The organism is Actinoplanes sp. NPDC049316, from assembly GCF_040677315.1.
Taxonomy (GTDB): Bacteria; Actinomycetota; Actinomycetes; order Mycobacteriales; family Micromonosporaceae; genus Actinoplanes.
This window is the reverse complement of the sequence record NZ_JBFAQM010000026.1, coordinates 1-19552: the sequence shown is the minus strand read 5'-3', so window position 1 is coordinate 19552 and position 19552 is coordinate 1. Positions and strand designations below refer to the sequence as shown.

The window sequence follows — 19552 nt, the reverse complement described above, 5'->3', positions numbered from 1 at the left end:
ATGCTCACGGGGTCGCCCGGCGGCCGGCCGGGTCCGGTGCCGGCCGGTCCGGCGTCCGTCAGGGGCGTCCCGGCCAGGGAATGGTCGCCGGCGTCACCGAGCCGAGGCGCCGCCACCGGGTGGCCCGCACGGCCGAGTCGATCAGCGCGCTGAGCGCCGTGGCGCGGTCGCCCTCCTCGGTGACCGGAAGCACGGCCCGCCACGCCTGGGCCACCCCGTCCTCCACCTGGATCGCCAGCTTCAGCGCGCTCTCCCGGTCAGTGATCTCGAACGGCAGCTCGTAACCGGCCGGGGCGGGCGCCGGAGTGGCCCGCAACTCCGCCAGGCGGGCGACGAGCACGTCGCGGCGGTCCCGGTGGACGTCCTCCGCGGCGCGGGCTTGCGTGCGGTCACCCGTACCGGTGAGCTTCACGCCCAGGACCCCGTACGCGTAGATCGCCGCCTCCTCGGCCGCCAGGGCGGCCGCCATCTGGGCGTTCACCGCAACGCCTCCGCGTGCGCGGCCCGCGCGGCCGCGATCGAACCGACCAGCGCGGCGCGCTGCGCCGGAGCAGTGCGGCAGGCCGCGACCGCCGTCTTCTGGGCCGCCTGCTCGGCCTTGCGCAGCGCCGCCACCGTCTGGGCCGCGTCCCCGCCGGCCGGGGCCGACGCGACCGCCGACGGCAGGGTGACCCCGATCAGCTCCGCCAGCGCGGCCGCATGCGCCCGGTGGTCCTCGGCGAGCGGGCTCAGCCGTTTCTGCAGGCCCGGCTGGGCGGCGGTGGCGCGGTCGTACGCCGCGGCCAGCCGCAACGCCTCGTCGAGCACCGGCTGCAGCGCGTCGGGCCGCGGCGCAGGCTCGGGGTCGTCGTCGAAGAGCCCGCAGCCCGCGAGCGTGGAGGCGGCCACGGCCGTTCCCGCGGCGCCCAGGAGCTGACGTCTGTCCACCCGGTCAGTCAACACCATCCGTGCCGCCCGCCGAACGCTCGGTGCGACGCCCGCGCCCGCACGTCGCTGACCTGCGCATGGCGCGGATTCGGTGCGGCGGCGGCCGGGCCCGGGCCGCGGCGCGTTACGCTCTGCGTCAGCCGCCGGGGAAATCGCCCCGGTGGCATGCCGGTGTTCCCGGCGATCCACCGGTGAGCGGCCCGCCGCCCGCCGGATTCGAGCAGAAGGGTTGGCGCCGATGACGCAGCGTGGTCGCACCGGTGCCCGGCCGGCGAACCGCCGCTCCGGCAGCCGGGGCCGCGACGCCTCCGCCCAGCCGCCCGTGCCGGCCGCCCCGCGCATCGACCTCGTGGCCGCCCGGGCCCGGGTCCGCGCGGTGATCGAGCCGGTCGTCGCGGCCGCGGGGTACGACCTCGAAGAGGTGAACCTCTCCCGCGCCGGCCGTCGCCACCTCGTGCGGGTGCTCGTAGACGCCGACGGGGGCATCAGCCTGGACGACGTGGCCGTCGTGTCCCGGGAGATCTCCGCCGCGCTCGACGCCGCCGAGGAGGCCGAGGGCGAGGTGCTCGCCGGCGAGTATCAGCTCGAGGTGGGCTCGCCCGGCGTGGACCGGCCGCTGACGCTTCCGCGGCACTGGCGGCGCAACGCCGGCCGGCTCGTCACGGTGACCATCGCGGGCCGGTCGGTCACCGGGCGCGTCACCCAGGCGGGCGACTCCGGCGTGACGCTGGACGTCGACGGCGAGGCCCGCGAGGTCGCGTACGCCGACCTGGGGCCCGGCAAGGTGCAGATCGAGTTCAAGCGGCTCGACGAGGCCGTCTTCCCGGACGAGGACGACGACGCCGGCGAGGACGACGACGCCGGCGAGGACGACGACGATGAAGACGACGACGAGGATGGGGAGGGCGAGGAGAGGTGAACATCGACCTCGCGGCGCTGCGCGCCCTGGAGCGCGAGCGGGAGATCCCGTTCGAGACGATCCTCGCGGCGATCGAGACCGCGCTGCTGACCGCGTACCGGCACACCGACGGCGCGGAGAGCCACGCCCGGGTGGAGATCGACCGCAAGACCGGTACGGCCTCCGTGTACGCCCAGGAGCTCGACTCCGACGGCACGGTCGTCCGGGAGTGGGACGACACCCCGCACGACTTCGGGCGCATCGCGGCCATGACCGCCAAGCAGGTCATCCTGCAGCGGCTGCGTGAGGCGACCGACGAGGCGCACTTCGGTGAGTACGCCGGCCGCGACGGTGACCTGGTCACCGGCATCGTGCAGGCGGACGCCGCGCGGGCCGAGAAGGGCATCGTGATCGTCGACCTGGGCAAGCTCGAGGCGGTGCTCCCGCAGGCCGAGCAGGTCCCCGGCGAGACGTACGAGCACGGCTCCCGGATCCGGGCCATCGTCGTGCACGTGGCCAAGGGTTTCCGCGGACCGCAGATCACTCTGTCGCGCTCGCACCCGGCCCTCGTCAAGAAGCTGTTCGCGCTCGAGGTTCCCGAGATCGCCGACGGCACGGTGGAGATCGCGGCCATCGCACGTGAGTCAGGTCACCGTACGAAGATCGCGGTCCGTTCGACCGTGCCCGGGGTCAACGCCAAGGGCGCCTGCATCGGTCCGATGGGCCAGCGGGTCCGCGCGGTGATGAGCGAGCTGCACGGCGAGAAGATCGACATCATCGACTGGTCGGACGATCCGGCGCAGTTCGTCGGCAACGCGCTCTCGCCGGCGAAAGCCCTGCGTGTGGAGGTGGTGGACGCCGCGTCCCGCACCGCCCGCGTCACCGTGCCCGACTTCCAGCTCTCCCTGGCGATCGGGCGGGAGGGGCAGAACGCCCGGCTCGCGGCCCGGCTGACCGGGTGGCGCATCGACATCCGGCCCGACAACGAGCCGGCCACGGCCGGGGAGCGGGATGCCGCCGAGACGGGAAGCTGACCGGATACGCGGACCGCGCGTACGAGGGGTAGACTTTTCGGAGGTCGGCCCGGTGCGAACGTGCATCGGTTGTCGCTCACGCGTGCCGACCTCCCAGTTAGTGCGGTTCGTCGCGGTCGGAGCGGGAGACCATCTCCGGCTTCAGCCCGATCCGGGCCGCCGACTGCCGGGTCGGGGAGCGCACCTGCATCCAGATCCGGCTTGCTTCGCGCAGGCGGAGCGGCGACGTGCTTTCGGGCGCGCGCTGCGTCTCACCGGTGTTGCTGACACCGGCTTGCTTGCCGAGCACATCCGCGCGGTCATGCCGCCCGGAAAGACCGATGACGAGGCGTCGGAGCTTCGTCACGACCCAGCAAGGTAGGACGACCGACATGAGCACACGATGAAGTCCCTGAAATGACCAGGCTTCAAGTGCAGGAGTGAGGTCGCTGCGGGTTCGGCTCGCACGACCTCGAAGTGAGGAGTGCAGTGCCAGGTAAGGCCCGCGTACACGAGCTCGCGAAGGAGCTCGGGGTCGACAGCAAGACCGTTCTCGCCAAGCTCAAGGAGATGGGCGAGTTCGTCAAGTCCGCATCCAGCACGGTCGAGGCCCCCGTGGCCCGACGGCTGAGGGGTGCCCTCGACGCCCAGAACGGTGCCGCTCCGGCGGCGCCCGCTGCGGCGGCGCCGAGCGCCCCCGCGCCCAGCGCGCCCCGTCCCAACCCCACGACCGCCCGGCCGCAGCCGCCGCGCCGGCCCACGGCCCCGGCCGCGGAAGCGCCCAGCGCGCCCGCGTCCCCGGCGCCGAGCCCCGGCTCGCTGGCCCGGCCCAAGCCGCCGGTCCCTGGCCGTCCGGGCCCCACGCCCGGCCCGGTCGCCAAGCCGGCGAGCGCGCACGACATCGAGGTGGCGGCCGCCGAGGCCCGCGCCTCGGCGCTCAAGGCCGAACAGGAAGCCGCGGTGAAGGCTGCTCAGGCCGCCCGTACCCGCGACGCCGAACGCCGGGCGCAGCAGCCCCCGGCCGACGGCACCTCCCGCCCGCGGCCCCCGGGCCCGGGTTCGGTCCCGCCGCGTCCCGGTTCTCCCGCGGCCGCGCGTCCCGGCACGCCGGGCGCTCCGGCGCCGGGTCGTCCCGGCCCGGCCGGTGGCGCCCCGCGTCCGCCGGCCCGCGGTCCCGGTAACAACCCGTTCGGCGTCTCGGGTGGCGCGAGCGCCCGCCCGACCCCGTCGGCGATGCCGCGTCCCAACCCCGCGGGTATGCCGCCGCGGCCGAGCCCTGCCTCGATGCCGCCCCGGCCCAGCCCCGCGTCCATGCCCGCGCAGCGTCCCGGCCGTCCCGCCGGGCCCGGCACCGGCCGCCCCGGCGGTCCCGGTGGCGGCGGTCGTGGCGGTCCCGGTGGCGGCGGTTTCCGTCCCGGTGGCGGCGGCGGTGCCGGTGGCGGCGGTTACCGCGGCGGTCCCGGTGGCGGCGGTGGCGGTGGCTACCGCGGCGGTCCCGGTGGCGGCGGCGGTGCCGGTGGCGGTTTCCGTCCCGGTGGCGGTGGCGGCGGCCCGGTCGGCGGCGCCCCCGGTCGTCCGGGTGGTGGCGGTCGCGGTCGTGGCGGCGGTGCCGCGGGTGCCTTCGGGCGTCCCGGTGGCCGGCCGACCCGTGGCCGCAAGTCGAAGAAGCAGAGGCGTCAGGAGTTCGACAACCTGTCGGCTCCGCAGATGAGCTCGGGCGCCCCGCGCGGTCAGGGTCAGGAGATCCGGCTGTCGCGCGGCGCGTCGCTCTCCGACTTCGCCGACAAGATCAACGCGAACCCCGGCTCGCTGGTCCAGGAGATGTTCAACCTGGGCGAGATGGTGACGGCGACGCAGTCGTGCTCCGACGACACGCTGCTGCTGCTCGGCGAGCACCTGGGCTTCAACGTCCAGATCGTCAGCCCCGAGGACGAGGACCGTGAGCTGCTCGCGCAGTTCAACATCGACCTCGACGCCGACGTCGACGAGGACCGCCTCGTCACCCGGCCGCCGGTCGTGACCGTCATGGGTCACGTCGACCACGGTAAGACGAAGCTGCTCGACGCGATCCGCAAGACCAACGTGGTGGCCGGCGAGGCGGGTGGCATCACCCAGCACATCGGCGCCTACCAGGTGGGCTACCAGCACAACGGCACCGACCGTGCCATCACCTTCCTGGACACCCCGGGTCACGAGGCGTTCACCGCCATGCGTGCCCGTGGTGCCCAGGCGACGGACATCGTCATCCTGGTCGTGGCCGCCGACGACGGCGTCATGCCGCAGACGGTGGAGGCGTTGAACCACGCCAAGGCGGCCGAGGTGCCGATCGTGGTCGCGGTCAACAAGGTCGACAAGCCGGACGCCAACCCGGAGAAGGTCCGCCAGCAGCTGGCCGACTACGGGCTCCTCGCCGAGGAGTACGGCGGCGACACGATGTTCGTCAACGTCGCGGCGAAGCCCGGCATCGGCATCGACGACCTGCTCGAGGCCGTCCTGCTGACCGCTGACGCGTCGCTGGAGCTCACCGCCCCGATCGACGGCCCCGCGCAGGGTGTCGTGGTCGAGTCGCACCTGGACAAGGGCCGCGGTGCGGTCGCCACCGTCCTGGTGCAGAAGGGCACGCTGCGGGCCGGCGACTCGATCGTGGCGGGTGGCGCGCACGGCCGCGTCCGCGCCATGCTCGACGAGAACGGCCAGACCGTGGCCGAGGCGGAGCCGGCTCGTCCGGTCCTGGTGCTGGGTCTGACCTCGGTGCCCGGCGCGGGCGACACGTTCCTCGCCGCCGAGGACGACCGCACGGTGCGGCAGATCGCCGAGCAGCGGCAGGCACGCCGCCGCGCGGCGAGCTTCGCCAACTCGCGCGGCCGGGCCACCCTCGAGACGCTCATGGAGCAGCTCAAGGAGGGCGAGAAGACCTCGCTCACGCTGCTCATCAAGGGTGACTCCTCCGGTTCGGTGGAGGCTCTCGAGGACGCGCTGTTCAAGATCGAGATTCCGGACGAGATCCAGCTCAAGGTCATCCACCGCGGCGTCGGTGCGATCACCGAGAGCGACGTCAACCTGGCGTCGGCCTCGTCGGAGCAGATCGCGACGATCATCGGCTTCAACGTCCGGGCCTCGAACAAGGTCAAGGAGATGGCCGACCGCGCCGGCGTGGAGATCCGCTACTACAGCGTGATCTACCAGGCCATCGAGGAGATCGAGGCGGCGCTCAAGGGCCTGCTCAAGCCCGAGTACGAAGAGGTCGAGCTGGGCACGGCGGAGATCCGCGAGGTCTTCCGCTCGTCCAAGATCGGTCTCATCGCGGGTTGTATGGTCCGGTCGGGCCTCATCCGCCGCAACGCCAAGGCGCGCGTCCTGCGCGAGGGCGTCGTGGTGGCGGAGAACGTCACGATCAGCTCGCTCAAGCGGTTCAAGGACGACGCCACCGAGGTCCGCGAGGGCTTCGAGTGTGGTCTGACGCTGCAGGGCTTCGGCACGCCGCAGACGGGCGACGTGATCGAGACCTTCGAGATGCGCGAGAAGCCGCGGGCCTGATGACCCCGGCATGACGTCGGCCCCCGGTGCTCCGGCACCGGGGGCCGTTGTCTTTACTACTCAGATGTCCCGCTACGCCCTGTTGCTCGCTCCCTCCGCCAACCGCGTCTACGCCGACCAGGCCGGCCGCCTCTCCCGGGCCGAGCTCGCCGCTTTCTCGCCCGTGCTCACCGGGCCGCTGAGCGAGATCGACGAGACCCCGATCGGCGGCGTGGGCTACCTGACCTTCACGGGCGAGCTCACCGACCGGGACGTCGCGTACCTGTCGAACCTGTCCGCCGGCTACGCGCTCTTCGAACGGGTCGGCGACGACCTGCTGCGGCCCGTACCGCTGAGCCCGCTCGCCCGCTTCGACAGCGACCTCATCACGATCCCCAAGTACGCCGGCAAGACCAACGAGCAGTTCACCAAGCTGCTGCTCAATCTCACCCTGCTCGCCTCCGCCTCCGCGGGACGCATGCTCGACAAGCAGCTCACCGTCTGCGACCCGCTGGCGGGCCGCGGGACCACGCTCAACCAGGCCCTCATGTACGGGTACGACGCGCTGGGCGTGGAGATCGACGGGAAGGACGTCGAGGCGTACAAGCTGTTCCTGCAGACATGGCTGAAGCGCAAACGCCTCAAGCACACCGCGGAGCTCGTGCCCGTACGCCGCCAGGGCCGCCGGGCCGCCCGCCGCCTCGAGGTGACGCTGGCGGCCAGCAAGGAGGACCACAAGGCGGGCGTCGTGCAGAAGGTCACCGTGCTGCACGCCGACACCACCCAGCTCGACGGTTTGCTGCGCGCCAACTGCGCCGACGTCGTGGTCGCGGATCTGCCGTACGGCATCGCGCACGGCAGCCACGACGACGAGGGCGGCATCTCCCGGCGGCCGCTGGACCTGCTCGAACGCGCCGTACCGCAGTGGGTCGAGCTGCTGCGCCCCGGCGGGGCGATGGGCCTGTCCTGGAACATCAAGGTGGCCAAGCGTGACCTCGCCGAGGACATCCTGCTCGCCAACGGCCTCCAGCTCGTCGCCCACGAAGACCTCAGCCACCGCGTCGACCAGGGCATCGAACGCGACGTCGTGGTGGCGCGCAAACCCGGGTGATCTTGTCGGTGGGCGGGCGTACGCTGCTCCCTGATGTATACGGAGACTGCGGTTTTTGACCTGCTCCTGCCCGGTGACTCCCGCTCGCTCAAGCAGAAACGGGCCTACGTACGGCCGATCATCGCGATGCTGCGCAAGTTCGAGGTCAGCGCGGCCGAGGTGGGGATGCACGACCTGCACGGGCGGGCGTTGATCGGGGTGGCTGTCGTGGCGGCTGAGCCGTCGCATGCGCGTGAGGTCGTCGACAGCTGTGAGAATCAGGTCGCTGGGCGGCCTGAGATCGAGTTGCTGTCCGTTCGACGGCGTCTCTACGGGGACGACGACTGAGCTGGTTGCTCCGGTTGCCCCCGAAGCCGTTGTGGTTCCGCTGGGCGGGTCCGGTCGCGCTCCGGCACGGTGCGTTCAGCCCGGCCTCGTCCGCAGCGCGGGTCGTGGCGTCGGCGCTTGGGTTGATCGTCGGTTCGTGCGGGCGTGATCGATCGGCTGGCCGATCGCGTCGGTGGTAGCCGTTGTCGGGTTCGCGTTCGATGCCGATCCGCAGGTGCCGCGTGTGGTGGCGATCGGAGCAGCTTGCGGAGCGGTCGCCAGCGCGTCCCGCCGATCCGCAGGTGCCGCGTGTGGGGGCGATCGGAGCCGTTTGCGGTGCGGCCGCCGCCGGTGCGCGGATTGTGGCAGGTGCCGGGGCGCCGTGGCGGCAGGGTGCAGTGACCCTCCGCTGGGTGGCGGGCGCGCTGGTGGGGCGGCCTGGCGGGACGGACCGGCGGGACGTTCGGGGTGGGGCGGTCGTGGGTAGGCTCTCAGGCGTTGGCCGGGGTTGGTCCCGGCCTTGAGGCACGGTTGTCGGAGGTGGGCGATATGTCGGACCCGGCCAAGACGCGCCGGCACGCGGAGCGTGTCCGGGAGCTGGTGGCTTCGCTGGTGCGCGAGATCAAGGATCCCCGGCTCGGCATGGTGACGGTCACGGACGCCCGGATCACGGGCGACCTGCGCGACGCCCACGTGTACTACACCGTGCTGGGAGACCAGACCGAGCAGGCCTCGACCGCCGCCGCGCTGGAGAGCGCCAAGGGCATGCTGCGCAGCCGCGTGGGGCACGCGCTCGGGCTGCGGCACTCGCCGAGCCTCACGTTCGTCCTGGACAACGTGCTGGACCACGCCAAGGAGATCGACGACCTGCTGGCCGCGGCGCGGCATCGGGATGCCGAGGTGCAGCGGCTGGCCGCCGGGAAGCAGTACGCCGGGGATCCGGATCCGTACAAGGCCGAGCCCGAGGACGAGGACGAGGCCGACGAACGGGTGGTCGCCGAGGAGAAACGGTGACGGAGGCGGTCGCGGAGACCGTACCGGCGAACATCTCGGACGCGGACTGGGCCGCCGCGGCGCGGACGATCCGCGAGCTGGCCGCCGAGGGCCGGGTGCTGCTGATCTGCCACGTGAATCCCGACGGGGACGCGCTGGGCAGCATGCTCGGGTTCGCGCTGGGGCTGCGCCGGCTGGGCGTGCGCCGGATGCAGGCGACCTTCCCCGGGCCGTTCGAGATCCCGGAGCCGTTCACCGCGCTGCCCGGCCTCGACCTGCTGGTGCCCGAGGAGGAGGCGTACGCCGACCCGGATCTGGTCCTGGTCTTCGACGTGGCGTCGGAGTCGCGGCTGGGCGCCCTGGTGGACCGGGTGGGCACCGCCGGCGCGACGGTGGTGCTCGATCATCACGCCTCGAACACCGGCTTCGGTGGCGTCAACCTGGTCGACGCCACCGCGGCCGCCACCTCGGTGGTCGCCGAGGAGCTGCTCCGGCGGCTGGACGTGCCGCTCGACGTGGAGATCGCCGAGTGCCTGTACGTGGCGCTGGCGACCGACACCGGCTCGTTCCGCTTCGACATGACCACGCCGCGGGTGCACGAGATGGCGGCCCGGCTGATCGCGACCGGGCTGCGGCCGGGGGAGATCTCGCGCCGGATCTTCGACAGCCGGCCGTTCGGGGCGATGAAGCTGTTCGCCGATGTGCTCGGGCGCGCGCAGCTGGATCCGACCGCCGCAGCGGGGCACGGCATGGTGTGGACGTACGCGACGCTCGAGGATCTGGATCGGCACGGGCAGCGGCCGTACGTGCTGGACGCGCTCATCGACCCGGTGCGGGCGGTGGCGGAGGTGGACGTGGCCGTGGTCGTGAAGCAGACCGGCGACGCCGAGTGGGCGGTGTCCATGCGCAGCAAGGGTGCGGTGGACGTGAGCGCCGTGGCGGTGGCGCTGGGCGGCGGCGGGCACCGGCTGGCGGCGGGGTTCACCGGTTACGGGACTCCGGGCGACGTCGTGTTCTCCGTACGGCAGCAGTTGGCGGCGCATCTCATCGCATAGGCGGATCGAACAGCGGGACAGGCCGGCCTTCGGGCCGGCCTGTCGTGTTTCGGCGTCCCGTTCTGCGGGATGTACGGGGCACACAGCGGGACTGAACGATAGTTTGAGTTAACGGTGATTTGGTTTTTGCACGGTCACGACCTTGGGCCGCCGCGAAGACCTCGAGCCACCCGGATGCACCCGTCCGGGCCGCGTTGCCCCGCTCCGCCTCCGGCGATCCCGGACCGGCCCCCGCGACGCCCCGCTCGACCGATCCTGCGTGGAAGGACCCACCGACATGGCCGCCAAGCCGAAGCCCCAGCAGTCCGAAGACGCCCGCGAGCAGGCCCGCCGCGCCCTGCAGACGTCCCTGGACACGCGCCAGTAAGACCCGGCCGGCCGGCTGGAACGTAACTGGCCGAGCCCTTTGCGATCCTTACGGCAGGGCGGGCATCATGGGGTTCCATGAGCCCGTCCGCCGTGATCGCCGACCGCACCCTCACGCGGCGCATCGCCGCGCTCGCCCTGCCGGCCCTCGTGGTGCTGGCCGCCGAGCCGCTCTACGTCCTGGTCGACACGGCCGTGGTGGGCCATCTCGGCCGTGTCCAACTGGCCGCGGTGGCGGTAGGCGGCACGGTGATGTCGCTCGCCGTCTGGTTCGGCACGCTGATGGCGTACGGCACGACCGGTCGCGCGGCCCGCAGGTTCGGCGCCGGTGACCGTACGGCGGCCGTAGCCGAAGGGGTTCAGGCGTCCTGGCTGGCGCTGCTCACCGGCGTGCTGCTGGTGGTCCTCGCGCAGCTGTTCGCCGGCCCGCTGGCCCATGCCCTCGCGAGCGATCCGGAGGCCGCGGAGGCCGCCGCCGGATGGCTCCGCATAGCCGTGCTCGGCGCGCCCGGCCTGCTCCTCGCCGCGGCCGGCAACGGCTGGATGCGCGGCGTCCAGGACACCCGCCGCCCCCTGTACTTCGTGCTCGGCGCGAACGTCCTCTCCGCCGTCCTCTGCCCGCTGCTGGTCTACCCGGCCGGGTGGGGTCTCACCGGTTCCGCCGTCGCCAACGTCGTCGCGCAAAGCCTCTCCGGCGGGCTCTTCCTGTGGGCGCTGGTCCGCGAGCGCGCACCCCTGCGCCCGGTCCCGGCGGTGATCGGCAACCAGCTGATCCTGGGCCGGGACCTGCTCATCCGCGGCGCGGCCTTCCAGGCGTGCTGGCTGTCCGCGACCGCCGTGGCCGCCCGGTTCGGCGTCGCGGCCGTCGGCGCCCACCAGATCGCGCTCCAGCTGTGGTTCTTCGCCGCGCTGGCGCTGGACGCGGTGGCCATCGCCGCCCAGTCGCTGGTCGGGGCCGCGCTCGGCGCCGGCGACGACCGGGCGGCCCGCGAGGTGGCCCGCCGGGTGACCGTCGTGGGCGGGATCGCCGGCCTGGCGTTCGCGGTGCTCGCCGCGGCGGGCGCCGACGTGATCCCCGGGCTGTTCACCGGCGACCGGGCCGTTCACGACCAGGCCGCGGTGGTGTGGCCCTGGTTCGTCGGCATGCTGCCGTTCGCCGGAGTCGTCTACGCCCTCGACGGGGTGATGATCGGCGCGGGCGACGTCGGCTACCTGCGCACGATGACGCTGGTGGGCGCGCTCGGCGGCTTCCTGCCGCTCATCTGGCTCGCGTACGCGTTCGGCTGGGGCCTGCCCGGTGTCTGGGCCGGCCTCGCGGTGTTCACCCTGGTCCGCCTCGTCGCCCTGCTCGTGCGGTGGCGGGGTTCGCGCTGGGCGGTCCTGGGCGTCACCCGCTGACCGCCGTCTGGTTGGGTGGACGCCGTGAACACCGACGGTCTCATCGTTGTGGACAAGCCGGCCGGGATGACCTCCCATGACGTGGTGGCGCGGATCCGGCGGCTGGCCAAGACCCGCCGGGTGGGGCACGGCGGCACGCTGGACCCGATGGCCACCGGCGTTCTCGTCATCGGCGTCAACCGGGCCACGCGGCTGCTGACGTACGTGATCGGCTCGCGGAAGAGCTATCTCGCGACGATCCGGCTGGGCCAGTCGACCGTCACCGACGACGCGGAGGGCGACGTCACCGCCACGGTGTCCGCGGCCGACGTCACCGAGGAGGCGGTACGGGCCGGGCTGGCGGTTCAGGTCGGCGAGATCGATCAGGTGCCCAGCGCGGTCAGCGCGATCAAGGTGAACGGGCAGCGGGCGTACAAGCGGGTCCGCGACGGCGAGGAGGTCGAGCTCGCCGCGCGCCGGGTCACGATCCACAGCCTGGACGTGCTGGACGTTCGCCACTCGGGTGACGTGGTCGACGTGGACGTGGACGTCACCTGTTCCAGCGGCACGTACATCCGGGCCATCGCGCGGGACCTGGGCCGGGGGCTCGGCGTCGGCGGGCACCTCACCGCGCTGCGGCGTACGGCGGTGGGTGCCATGACCCTGGCCGAGGCGGCGACGCTGGAGCAGCTCGAGGAGCGGGCGCCGGACGTCGTGTCGCTGTCCCTGGCCGAGGCCGCCGGCCGGGCGTTCCCCCGCCGCGACGCCACGGTGGACGAGGCGCGGGTGCTCAGCCACGGCGGGCCCCTGGAACCGGTCGGCATCGAGGGCCCGTACGCCGTCTTCGACCCGCAGGGCGAGGTGCTGGCCGTGGTCTCCGAGCGCGGCGGCAAGGCGCGCGCCGAGATCGTGCTGGCGCCGGCCTAACGCTTCGAGAGGTGCTCGGCGACGACGGCGACCAGGTCGGCGGCCGCGTACGGCTTGTCGAGGAACCCGTCGCAGCCCGCCTGCAGCGCCGCCGCCCGGTCCTGGGGGAGCACGCTGGCCGTCACCGCCACCACCGCCGGGCGCCTGCGGCCGGCCGTCGCCGTGCCCGCCGCGAGCTCGCCGGCGAGCGAGAGCCCGTTGCCGTCGGGCAGGTTCATGTCGAGCAGGACGAGGTCGACGTCCTCGGCGTCCAGCCGGTTCCGCGCGGCGGCCAGGGTGGGCGCGTCCAGCACCTCGGCCGCCCGGACGGCGGCGATCTCGGCCCGGGAGAGCACCGCCTTGACCAGCGTGCGGTTCAGCTCCTCGTCCTCGACCAGCAGAATGCGCGGATTCTCGGCCGTCACGGTTGCTCCTTGTCGACGTCGGCGCGCACGCCCAGCAGCGGCGCGAGTTTGTGCGAGCCGGCCCCGCCGGCCATGGCGGTGGCGACCACGCCGCCCGCCAGCGCCACCAGCGAGGCGTCCCCGGCGGCCGGCGCGAGGCCCACCACCGGGACGTCGCGGGTCGCGGGATCCTGCTCGAGCGCGGCGATCATGTCGAACCCGTCGTCCTCGTGCGCCTGCATCTCGCAGACGATGAGGTCGAAGTGGCCCTCCCTGCTTCGCGCGATCCCGTCGCGGCCGTCCGCGACGGCGACCACGTCGGCGCCACCGGCGCGCAGGCCGTCCTCGATCGCCCGGCGTACGCCCTCGTCGTGGTCGACCACGAGCACCCGCGGGGTGGGCCGGGCGGCGATCGACCGGGCGAGCGCGCCGAGCAGGGCGGCCTGGTCGATCGGCTTCACGAAGTAGTCGTCGGCGCCGAGCGCGATGCCGGCCTGCGGCTCGTCGATGATGGTGGCGAAGAACACCGGGATGGTGGCCAGCCGCGGGTCGGCCTTGAGCCGCCGGAGCACCTCGAAACCGTCGATGCCGGGCAGCGCCACGTCGAGCACGATGGCGTTCGGCGGCCGTTCGCAGGCTGCGGACAGCGCGGTCTCGCCCGTTCCGGCCACGTCGACGTGGTAGCCGGCGTTGCGCAGCTGGGTGCTCAGCAGCTCGGCCGCCTGGGGGTCGTCCTCCACCAGCAGCACCCGCGCGCCTTCGTCGTGGCGGTTCTCCGTCGCGGGCTGGACCTCGGGCGCCGTGGGTAGCCGTACCGTGAAGGAACTGCCCTCACCCGGCGCCGAGACCAGCGAGATCTCCCCGTCGTGGGCCTCGACGAGGCGCTTGGTCAGCGCGAGCCCGAGGCCGGTGCCCGCACGCTGCCGGTCCGGGTCGCCGACCTGCTGGAATTCCTCGAACACCCGGTCGTGATCGGCCGGCGCGATCCCCACGCCGGTGTCCGAGACGGTGACCGTCACCCGGCCGGCCTCCACCGAGGTGGTGACGGTGATCCGGCCGCCCTCGGGGGTGAACTTGATCGCGTTGGACAGCAGGTTCTCGACGATCTGCCGGAAGCGCACCCGGTCGGCGGTCGCGGTGGCCGGCCGCAGCGCCGTGACGACCGACAGCTCCTTCGTCGTGATGAGCGGTGACAGCCCGGTGAGCAGCTCCTCCACCGCGGTGTCGACGCGCAGCGGAGCCAGGCGCAGGTCCAGCCGCCCGGCCTCGACCTTGGCCAGGTCCAGGATGTCGTTGATCAGCCCGAGCAGGTGCCGTCCGCTGGTGTGGATGTGCTCGACCCAGTCGGCCGGGACCCGCCTGCGGTCGCCGTCGGGTTCCTCCAGGCGCATGAGGTCGCTGAAGCCGATGATCGCGTTCAGCGGGGTCCGCAGCTCGTGGCTCATGTTGGCCAGGAACGCGCTCTTGGCCTGGCTCGCCCGGGTCAGGGCCTCCACCGACGCGCTCAGCTCCGCGGCCATCCGGTGCTGCGCGGCCAGGACGCCCTGCCGCTCGGCGAGGATGCCGGCCTGGCCGCCGAGCAGCGCCAGCAGCCGCAGATCGTCGTCGCTGAACAGGCTGCGGTGCCGGTTGAACAGCAGCACCGCGCCCTCGGCGTCGGGCGGCACGGGCATGCTCATGAGCGTCACGAAGTCGTCGCCCAGGTCGTCGCCGAAGTGCCGGACCAGGGCGTCGCCGCCTTCCCGCAGGCGGGCCGGCCGGCCGCTGCCGATGAGCGCGGTGAGGTCGGTCGCGCCCAGGTCCTCCGGCATGCTCAGGGGCGGCCCCGCATAGCCGATCGGGGCGAGCATGCCGTCCGGGCGCGGCATCAGCACGGCGACGGCGTCCGCGCCGGTCTGCACGCGCATGATCTCCGCGTACGTCTGCCAGACCTGTTCCGGGGTCGCGACGTCGGCGTGCAGCAGGCGCTCGGTCACCGACTGGGCCGCGGAGGCGGAGAAGGCCCGGCGCAGCCAGCGGGGCGGCACGAACGCGATGAGGTAGCCGACGCCGGAGAGCAGCGCCAGCATCCGGTTCGCGGCACCGAAGGCGGGGTCCGCGCCGGGGAGCGCGGCGGCGCCGATGAGCACGATCATCACGGCGAAGGCCACGGTGGCGCCGGAGGCGATCGTGAGCCGCGCCCGGTTGGCCCCGGACCTCGTCCGGGCCTTGCCGTACAGCAGGGCGGCCGCCATGAGCTCGCTGGCGAAGAAGCCGGCGACCGCGAAGAGCAGCCAGCCGACCGGCAACGGCCGGGGCACGAACAGCATGGGTACGGCCACAGCCAGGAACACGATGAACGTGGCGACGTGCAGCCAGCGGGGCACCGCCCGCAGCCGGCTCGCGAGCCGCACGGTCAGGTACGGCTGCGCGAGCAGCACGGTGATGGTGACCAGGCCCACCCAGCCGGGCAGCTCACCCTGGATGCGACGGGCCACGTCGGCGCAGAACAGCAGCGTGCACGGCAGGAAGACGAGGGTCGCGTCCCGCTGCAAGGGGTCGCGGCGGCGCAGGTAGCCGAGGAGCGCCCGCACGAAAAGGACGACGAAGGTGAATTCCGCCGTCAACAGGATGAACGCACTCCAGTCAATGTGCATATCGGGATCAACTGTAGCGTTTCAGGCAGTCGTGCAGACCGATACTCTTACGCCCGGGACGTACAGGGGAGGCGCGGGAATGCAGCGGTGGCGCGGCTACGAGGCGGTGCCGGGCGGGTTCGGCCGGTCCGTCGTGACGATCGGCGTCTTCGACGGCGTGCACCGCGGCCACCAGGCGATCATCGGCTACACCGTGAAGCGCGCCCGGGACATGGGCCTGCAGTCCGTCGTCGTGACCTTCGACCCGCACCCCGCCGAGGTCGTACGGCCCGGCTCCCACCCGGCGGTCCTGACCGAACCGGTGCGCAAGGCGGAGCTGCTCGAGCAGATGGGCGTCGACGCGCTCTGCGTGGTGCCGTTCACCCCGGCCTTCTCGCACCTGGGCCCGGAGGAGTTCGTGCACGACGTGCTCGTCGACGCGCTGCACGCCGCGGTGGTCGTCGAGGGCGACAACTTCCGCTTCGGCCACAAGGCGGCCGGCGACCTCGCCCTGCTCGCCCGGCTGGGCCGCACGTTCGGGTTCACCGTCGAGGAGGCGCCGCTGGTGGCCGAGGACGGGCTCGTCTTCTCGTCCACGTACATCCGCAGCTGTGTCGACGCCGGGGACGTCGCGGCCGCGGCGGCCGCGCTCGGGCGCCCGCACCGCCTGGGCGGCGTCGTGGTCCGCGGCGATCAGCGCGGCCGGGAGCTGGGCTTCCCGACCGCCAACCTGATGTGCCACCGGTACGCGGCCATCCCGGCCGACGGCGTCTACGCGGCCTGGCTGGTACGCGGCGGCGAGCGCGGCGGCCCGCTGCCGGCGTCCGTCTCGGTCGGCACCAACCCGACGTTCTCCGGCCGGGAGCGCCGGGTCGAGGCCTACGTCCTCGACTTCGACGGCGACCTGTACGGCGAACGGGTGAGCCTCGACTTCGTCGCGCACCTGCGGGAGCAGCGCACATACACCAGCATCGAGCCGTTGATCGCGCAGATCCGCCTGGACGTGGAGGAGACCCGCGCGCTGCTGCGCTGACGGCCTTGAGTCCGTTTTTGGGCGGCGGGTGGGGCGGTCGGATGGCCTGGTAAGGTTGGCCCCGGATGGGCTTATTCCGTCCACGGTCCCGCCTGCCTGCCCGACGCCGCGGGCCGCGGGGATACCGCACTTCACCGGCAACACAGAATCACGGAGAACATGGCGCTCGACCAAGAGACCAAGACCAAGATCATGGGCGAGTACGCGACCCAGGAGGGCGACACCGGCTCTCCCGAGGTTCAGGTCGCGATGCTCACCAAGCGGATCGCCGACCTCACCGAGCACCTCAAGGTGCACAAGCACGACCACCACAGCCGTCGTGGTCTGCTGCTGCTGGTGGGTCGTCGCCGCCGCCTGCTCAACTACGTGCAGAAGAAGGACATCGCGCGCTACCGGACGCTCATCGAGCGTCTCGGCCTGCGCCGATGACCTGACGGGGGAGTGGCCGAGGTGGCCGCTCCCCCGAGCTTTACCACCGGACCCGCGCGGCCGCAGTAAGAGACGGCACCGGTCCTCGGTAGTGGTTCCCGGGCTGAATCCCGGGCACTTCGATCGAAGACCGGCCACGCTGTAACCGCGCTGTAGAGACCGCCGGGTCCTCGACGAAGGAGTACCGCACCACATGACAGAGCAGAAAGCTCTCGGCACCGAATCTCGCACCGCCGTCATCGACAACGGCTCGTTCGGCACCCGCGAGGTCGTCTTCTCCACCGGCCGGCTGGCCAAGCAGGCCGCCGGCTCGGTGATCGTCCAGCTGGGCGAGACCACGGTCCTGTCGGCCACCACGGCCGGCAAGACCCCCAAGGAGCACTTCGACTTCTTCCCGCTCACGGTGGACGTCGAGGAGCGGATGTACGCGGTCGGGCGCATCCCCGGCTCGTTCTTCCGCCGCGAGGGCCGCCCCAGCGAGGACGCCATCCTCACCTGCCGCCTGATCGACCGGCCGCTGCGCCCGTCGTTCACCAAGGGCCTGCGCAACGAGGTCCAGGTCGTCGAGACCATCCTCGCGCTCGACCCGCAGCACCCGTACGACGTCGTCGCCATGAACGGCGCCTCGATGTCGACCAAGCTCTCCGGCCTGCCGTTCAGCGGCCCGGTGGGCTCGACCCGGATCGCGCACGTCGAGGGCCAGTGGGTCGCGTTCCCGACCCTCGAGGAGCTCGAGCGCGCCACCTTCGACATGGTGGTCGCGGGCCGGGTCACCGCCGACGGCGACGTCGCGATCATGATGGTCGAGGCCGAGGCCACCCCGCAGGCGGTCAAGCTGATCCAGGCCGGCGCCACCGCGCCGACCGAGGAGGTCGTCGCCAGCGGGCTCGAGGCCGCCAAGCCGGCCATCCGCGAGCTGTGCCGCGCGCAGAGCGAGCTGGCCGAGGTCGCCGCGAAGCCGGTCCAGGAGTTCCCGGTCTTCCTCGACTACCAGGACGACGTCTACGCCGCGGTCGTCGAGGCCGTCCGCGAGGAGGTCGCCGAGGCGCTGAAGATCGCCGCCAAGCAGGAGCGCGAGGAGTCCCTCGACCGCGTCAAGGCCAAGGCGCACGAGCTGCTCGACGCCCGGTTCGAGGGGCGCGAGAAGGAGATCAGCGCGGCGTTCCGCTCGGTCACCAAGACCGAGGTGCGCCAGCGCGTACTGCGCGAGCAGGTCCGCATCGACGGCCGCGGCCCGCGTGACATCCGCCCGCTGACCGCCGAGGTCGGCATCCTCCCGCGGGTGCACGGCTCGGCGCTGTTCGAGCGCGGCGAGACCCAGATCATGGGTGTCACCACGCTGAACATGCTGCGCATGGAGCAGGCCCTGGACACGCTCGCGCCCGAGAAGTCCAAGCGCTACATGCACAACTACAACTTCCCGCCGTACTCGACCGGTGAGACCGGCCGGGTGGGCTCGCCGAAGCGCCGCGAGATCGGCCACGGCGCGCTGGCCGAGCGGGCCCTCGTGCCCGTGCTGCCCTCGCGCGAGGAGTTCCCGTACGCGATCCGCCAGGTCTCCGAGGCGCTCGGCTCCAACGGCTCGACCTCGATGGGCTCGGTCTGCGCCTCCACGCTGTCGCTGCTCAGCGCCGGCGTGCCGCTGAAGGCGCCGGTCGCCGGCATCGCGATGGGCCTGATCTCCGACGAGGTCGACGGCAAGACGCAGTACGTCGCGCTGACCGACATCCTCGGCGCCGAGGACGCGTTCGGCGACATGGACTTCAAGGTCGCCGGCACCAGCGAGTTCGTCACCGCGCTGCAGCTCGACACCAAGCTCGACGGCATCCCGTCCGACGTGCTGGCCGGCGCGCTCCAGCAGGCGCACGACGCCCGCGCGACGATCCTCGAGGTCATGGACCAGGCGATCAACAGCCCGGCCGAGATGAGCGAGTACGCGCCGCGCGTCACCAGCGTGAAGATCCCGGTCGACAAGATCGGCATGGTCATCGGCCCCAAGGGCCAGACGATCAACGCGATCCAGGACGAGACCGGCGCCGACATCTCCATCGAGGACGACGGCACGATCTACGTCGGCGCGACCAACGGCCCGTCGGCCGAGGCCGCGGTCGAGCGGATCAACGCCATCGCCAACCCGACCCTGCCGAAGGTGGGGGACAAGTTCCTCGGCACGGTGGTGAAGACGGCCGCGTTCGGCGCGTTCATCTCGCTGCTGCCCGGCCGCGACGGCCTGCTGCACATCTCCAAGGTGGGCGACGGCAAGCGCGTCGAGAAGGTCGAGGACTTCCTCAACGTCGGCGACAAGGTCGAGGTCTCGATCGCGGACATCGACAACCGCGGCAAGATCTACCTCGACAAGGTCCGCCCCGAGGGCGAGGCGGCTCCCGAGGGTGCCGCGGCTCCCGCGGCGTCGGACAAGCCCCGCGAGGAGCGTGCTCCCCGCGGCGACCGCGAGGGTGGCGGCGACGCGCCTCGCCGGCGCCGGTCCCGCCCGAGCGGTGACCGCGGCTAATCGCTCCACATGACAACGAGCACGAATCGCGGGGCGGGCCCGAGGGCCGGCCCCGGGTGAAACCAAAAACAGCCGGCCGGCGGCCGGGAAC

The 19552-nt window shown here is 72.7% G+C and carries 17 protein-coding genes; 13 read left to right on the top strand and 4 right to left on the bottom strand.

The features are described 5' to 3' along the window. Window positions 1–58: 58 nt before the first annotated feature. Together AB0K03_RS30465 and AB0K03_RS30460 are read right to left on the bottom strand one after the other, a co-directional pair. Complete coding sequence (locus AB0K03_RS30465; RefSeq protein WP_364691777.1) at window positions 59–481, bottom strand: ferritin-like domain-containing protein; 423 nt, start codon at window positions 479–481, stop codon at window positions 59–61. Then, window positions 478–945, bottom strand: coding sequence for a hypothetical protein (locus tag AB0K03_RS30460; RefSeq protein WP_364691774.1), 468 nt, complete (start codon window positions 943–945; stop codon window positions 478–480). The genes AB0K03_RS30465 and AB0K03_RS30460 overlap by 4 nt, the downstream gene beginning before the upstream one ends. Window positions 946–1165: 220 nt before the next feature. On the opposite strand from AB0K03_RS30460, the gene rimP reads away from it, so the two are divergent. The 10 genes from rimP (at window position 1166) to truB (ending at window position 12489) form a co-directional block, all read left to right on the top strand. Next, window positions 1166–1846: a ribosome maturation factor RimP gene (rimP, locus tag AB0K03_RS30455; protein WP_364691771.1), complete on the top strand. Its 681-nt coding sequence runs from the start codon at window positions 1166–1168 to the stop codon at window positions 1844–1846. Then, window positions 1843–2859, top strand: coding sequence for a transcription termination factor NusA (nusA, locus tag AB0K03_RS30450; RefSeq protein ID WP_364691768.1), 1017 nt, complete (start codon window positions 1843–1845; stop codon window positions 2857–2859). Before rimP ends, nusA begins: the two co-directional genes overlap by 4 nt. A 4-nt stretch (window positions 2860–2863) precedes the next feature. Continuing rightward, the gene (locus AB0K03_RS30445; protein WP_364692048.1) at window positions 2864–3220 is read left to right on the top strand and encodes a YlxR family protein; all 357 of its coding nucleotides are present in this window, start codon (window positions 2864–2866) and stop codon (window positions 3218–3220) included. 107 nt (window positions 3221–3327) lie between these two features. Next, window positions 3328–6375, top strand: a complete 3048-nt coding sequence (gene infB, locus AB0K03_RS30440) for a translation initiation factor IF-2 (RefSeq protein ID WP_364691765.1) — start codon at window positions 3328–3330, stop codon at window positions 6373–6375. 64 nt (window positions 6376–6439) lie between these two features. Continuing rightward, window positions 6440–7465, top strand: a complete 1026-nt coding sequence (locus AB0K03_RS30435; protein ID WP_364691762.1) for an SAM-dependent methyltransferase — start codon at window positions 6440–6442, stop codon at window positions 7463–7465. Window positions 7466–7498: 33 nt separating this feature from the next. Then, entirely contained in the window at window positions 7499–7792 is a 294-nt protein-coding gene (locus AB0K03_RS30430) for a DUF503 domain-containing protein (protein ID WP_364691759.1), read from the top strand. 528 nt (window positions 7793–8320) lie between these two features. Next, complete coding sequence (gene rbfA / locus AB0K03_RS30425; protein ID WP_364691757.1) at window positions 8321–8785, top strand: 30S ribosome-binding factor RbfA; 465 nt, start codon at window positions 8321–8323, stop codon at window positions 8783–8785. Next, window positions 8782–9819, top strand: coding sequence for a bifunctional oligoribonuclease/PAP phosphatase NrnA (locus AB0K03_RS30420; protein WP_364691754.1), 1038 nt, complete (start codon window positions 8782–8784; stop codon window positions 9817–9819). Before rbfA ends, AB0K03_RS30420 begins: the two co-directional genes overlap by 4 nt. A 444-nt stretch (window positions 9820–10263) precedes the next feature. Further along, window positions 10264–11583 (top strand): MATE family efflux transporter, encoded by a 1320-nt coding sequence (locus AB0K03_RS30415; protein WP_364691751.1) that lies wholly within the window; start codon window positions 10264–10266, stop codon window positions 11581–11583. A gap of 24 nt (window positions 11584–11607) precedes the next feature. Next, on the top strand, window positions 11608–12489 hold the full coding sequence (truB, locus tag AB0K03_RS30410; RefSeq protein ID WP_364691749.1) for a tRNA pseudouridine(55) synthase TruB: 882 nt from the start codon (window positions 11608–11610) through the stop codon (window positions 12487–12489). On the opposite strand, the gene AB0K03_RS30405 is transcribed toward truB, so the two are convergent. Further along, a complete protein-coding gene (locus AB0K03_RS30405; RefSeq protein ID WP_364691746.1) occupies window positions 12486–12893 on the bottom strand; it encodes a response regulator in 408 nt (135 codons plus the stop codon). The genes truB and AB0K03_RS30405 overlap by 4 nt on opposite strands. Next, the gene (locus AB0K03_RS30400; protein WP_364691743.1) at window positions 12890–15508 is read right to left on the bottom strand and encodes a response regulator; all 2619 of its coding nucleotides are present in this window, start codon (window positions 15506–15508) and stop codon (window positions 12890–12892) included. Before AB0K03_RS30400 ends, AB0K03_RS30405 begins: the two co-directional genes overlap by 4 nt. A 79-nt stretch (window positions 15509–15587) precedes the next feature. On the opposite strand from AB0K03_RS30400, the gene AB0K03_RS30395 reads away from it, so the two are divergent. The 3 genes from AB0K03_RS30395 to AB0K03_RS30385 all read left to right on the top strand — a co-directional run bounded on the left by AB0K03_RS30395 (window position 15588) and on the right by AB0K03_RS30385 (window position 19461). Next, a complete protein-coding gene (locus tag AB0K03_RS30395; protein ID WP_364691740.1) occupies window positions 15588–16520 on the top strand; it encodes a bifunctional riboflavin kinase/FAD synthetase in 933 nt (310 codons plus the stop codon). Window positions 16521–16679: 159 nt separating this feature from the next. After that, window positions 16680–16949: a 30S ribosomal protein S15 gene (rpsO, locus tag AB0K03_RS30390; protein WP_249611526.1), complete on the top strand. Its 270-nt coding sequence runs from the start codon at window positions 16680–16682 to the stop codon at window positions 16947–16949. Between the two features lie 193 nt (window positions 16950–17142). Further along, window positions 17143–19461, top strand: coding sequence for a polyribonucleotide nucleotidyltransferase (locus AB0K03_RS30385; protein WP_364691737.1), 2319 nt, complete (start codon window positions 17143–17145; stop codon window positions 19459–19461). Window positions 19462–19552 lie beyond the last annotated feature (91 nt).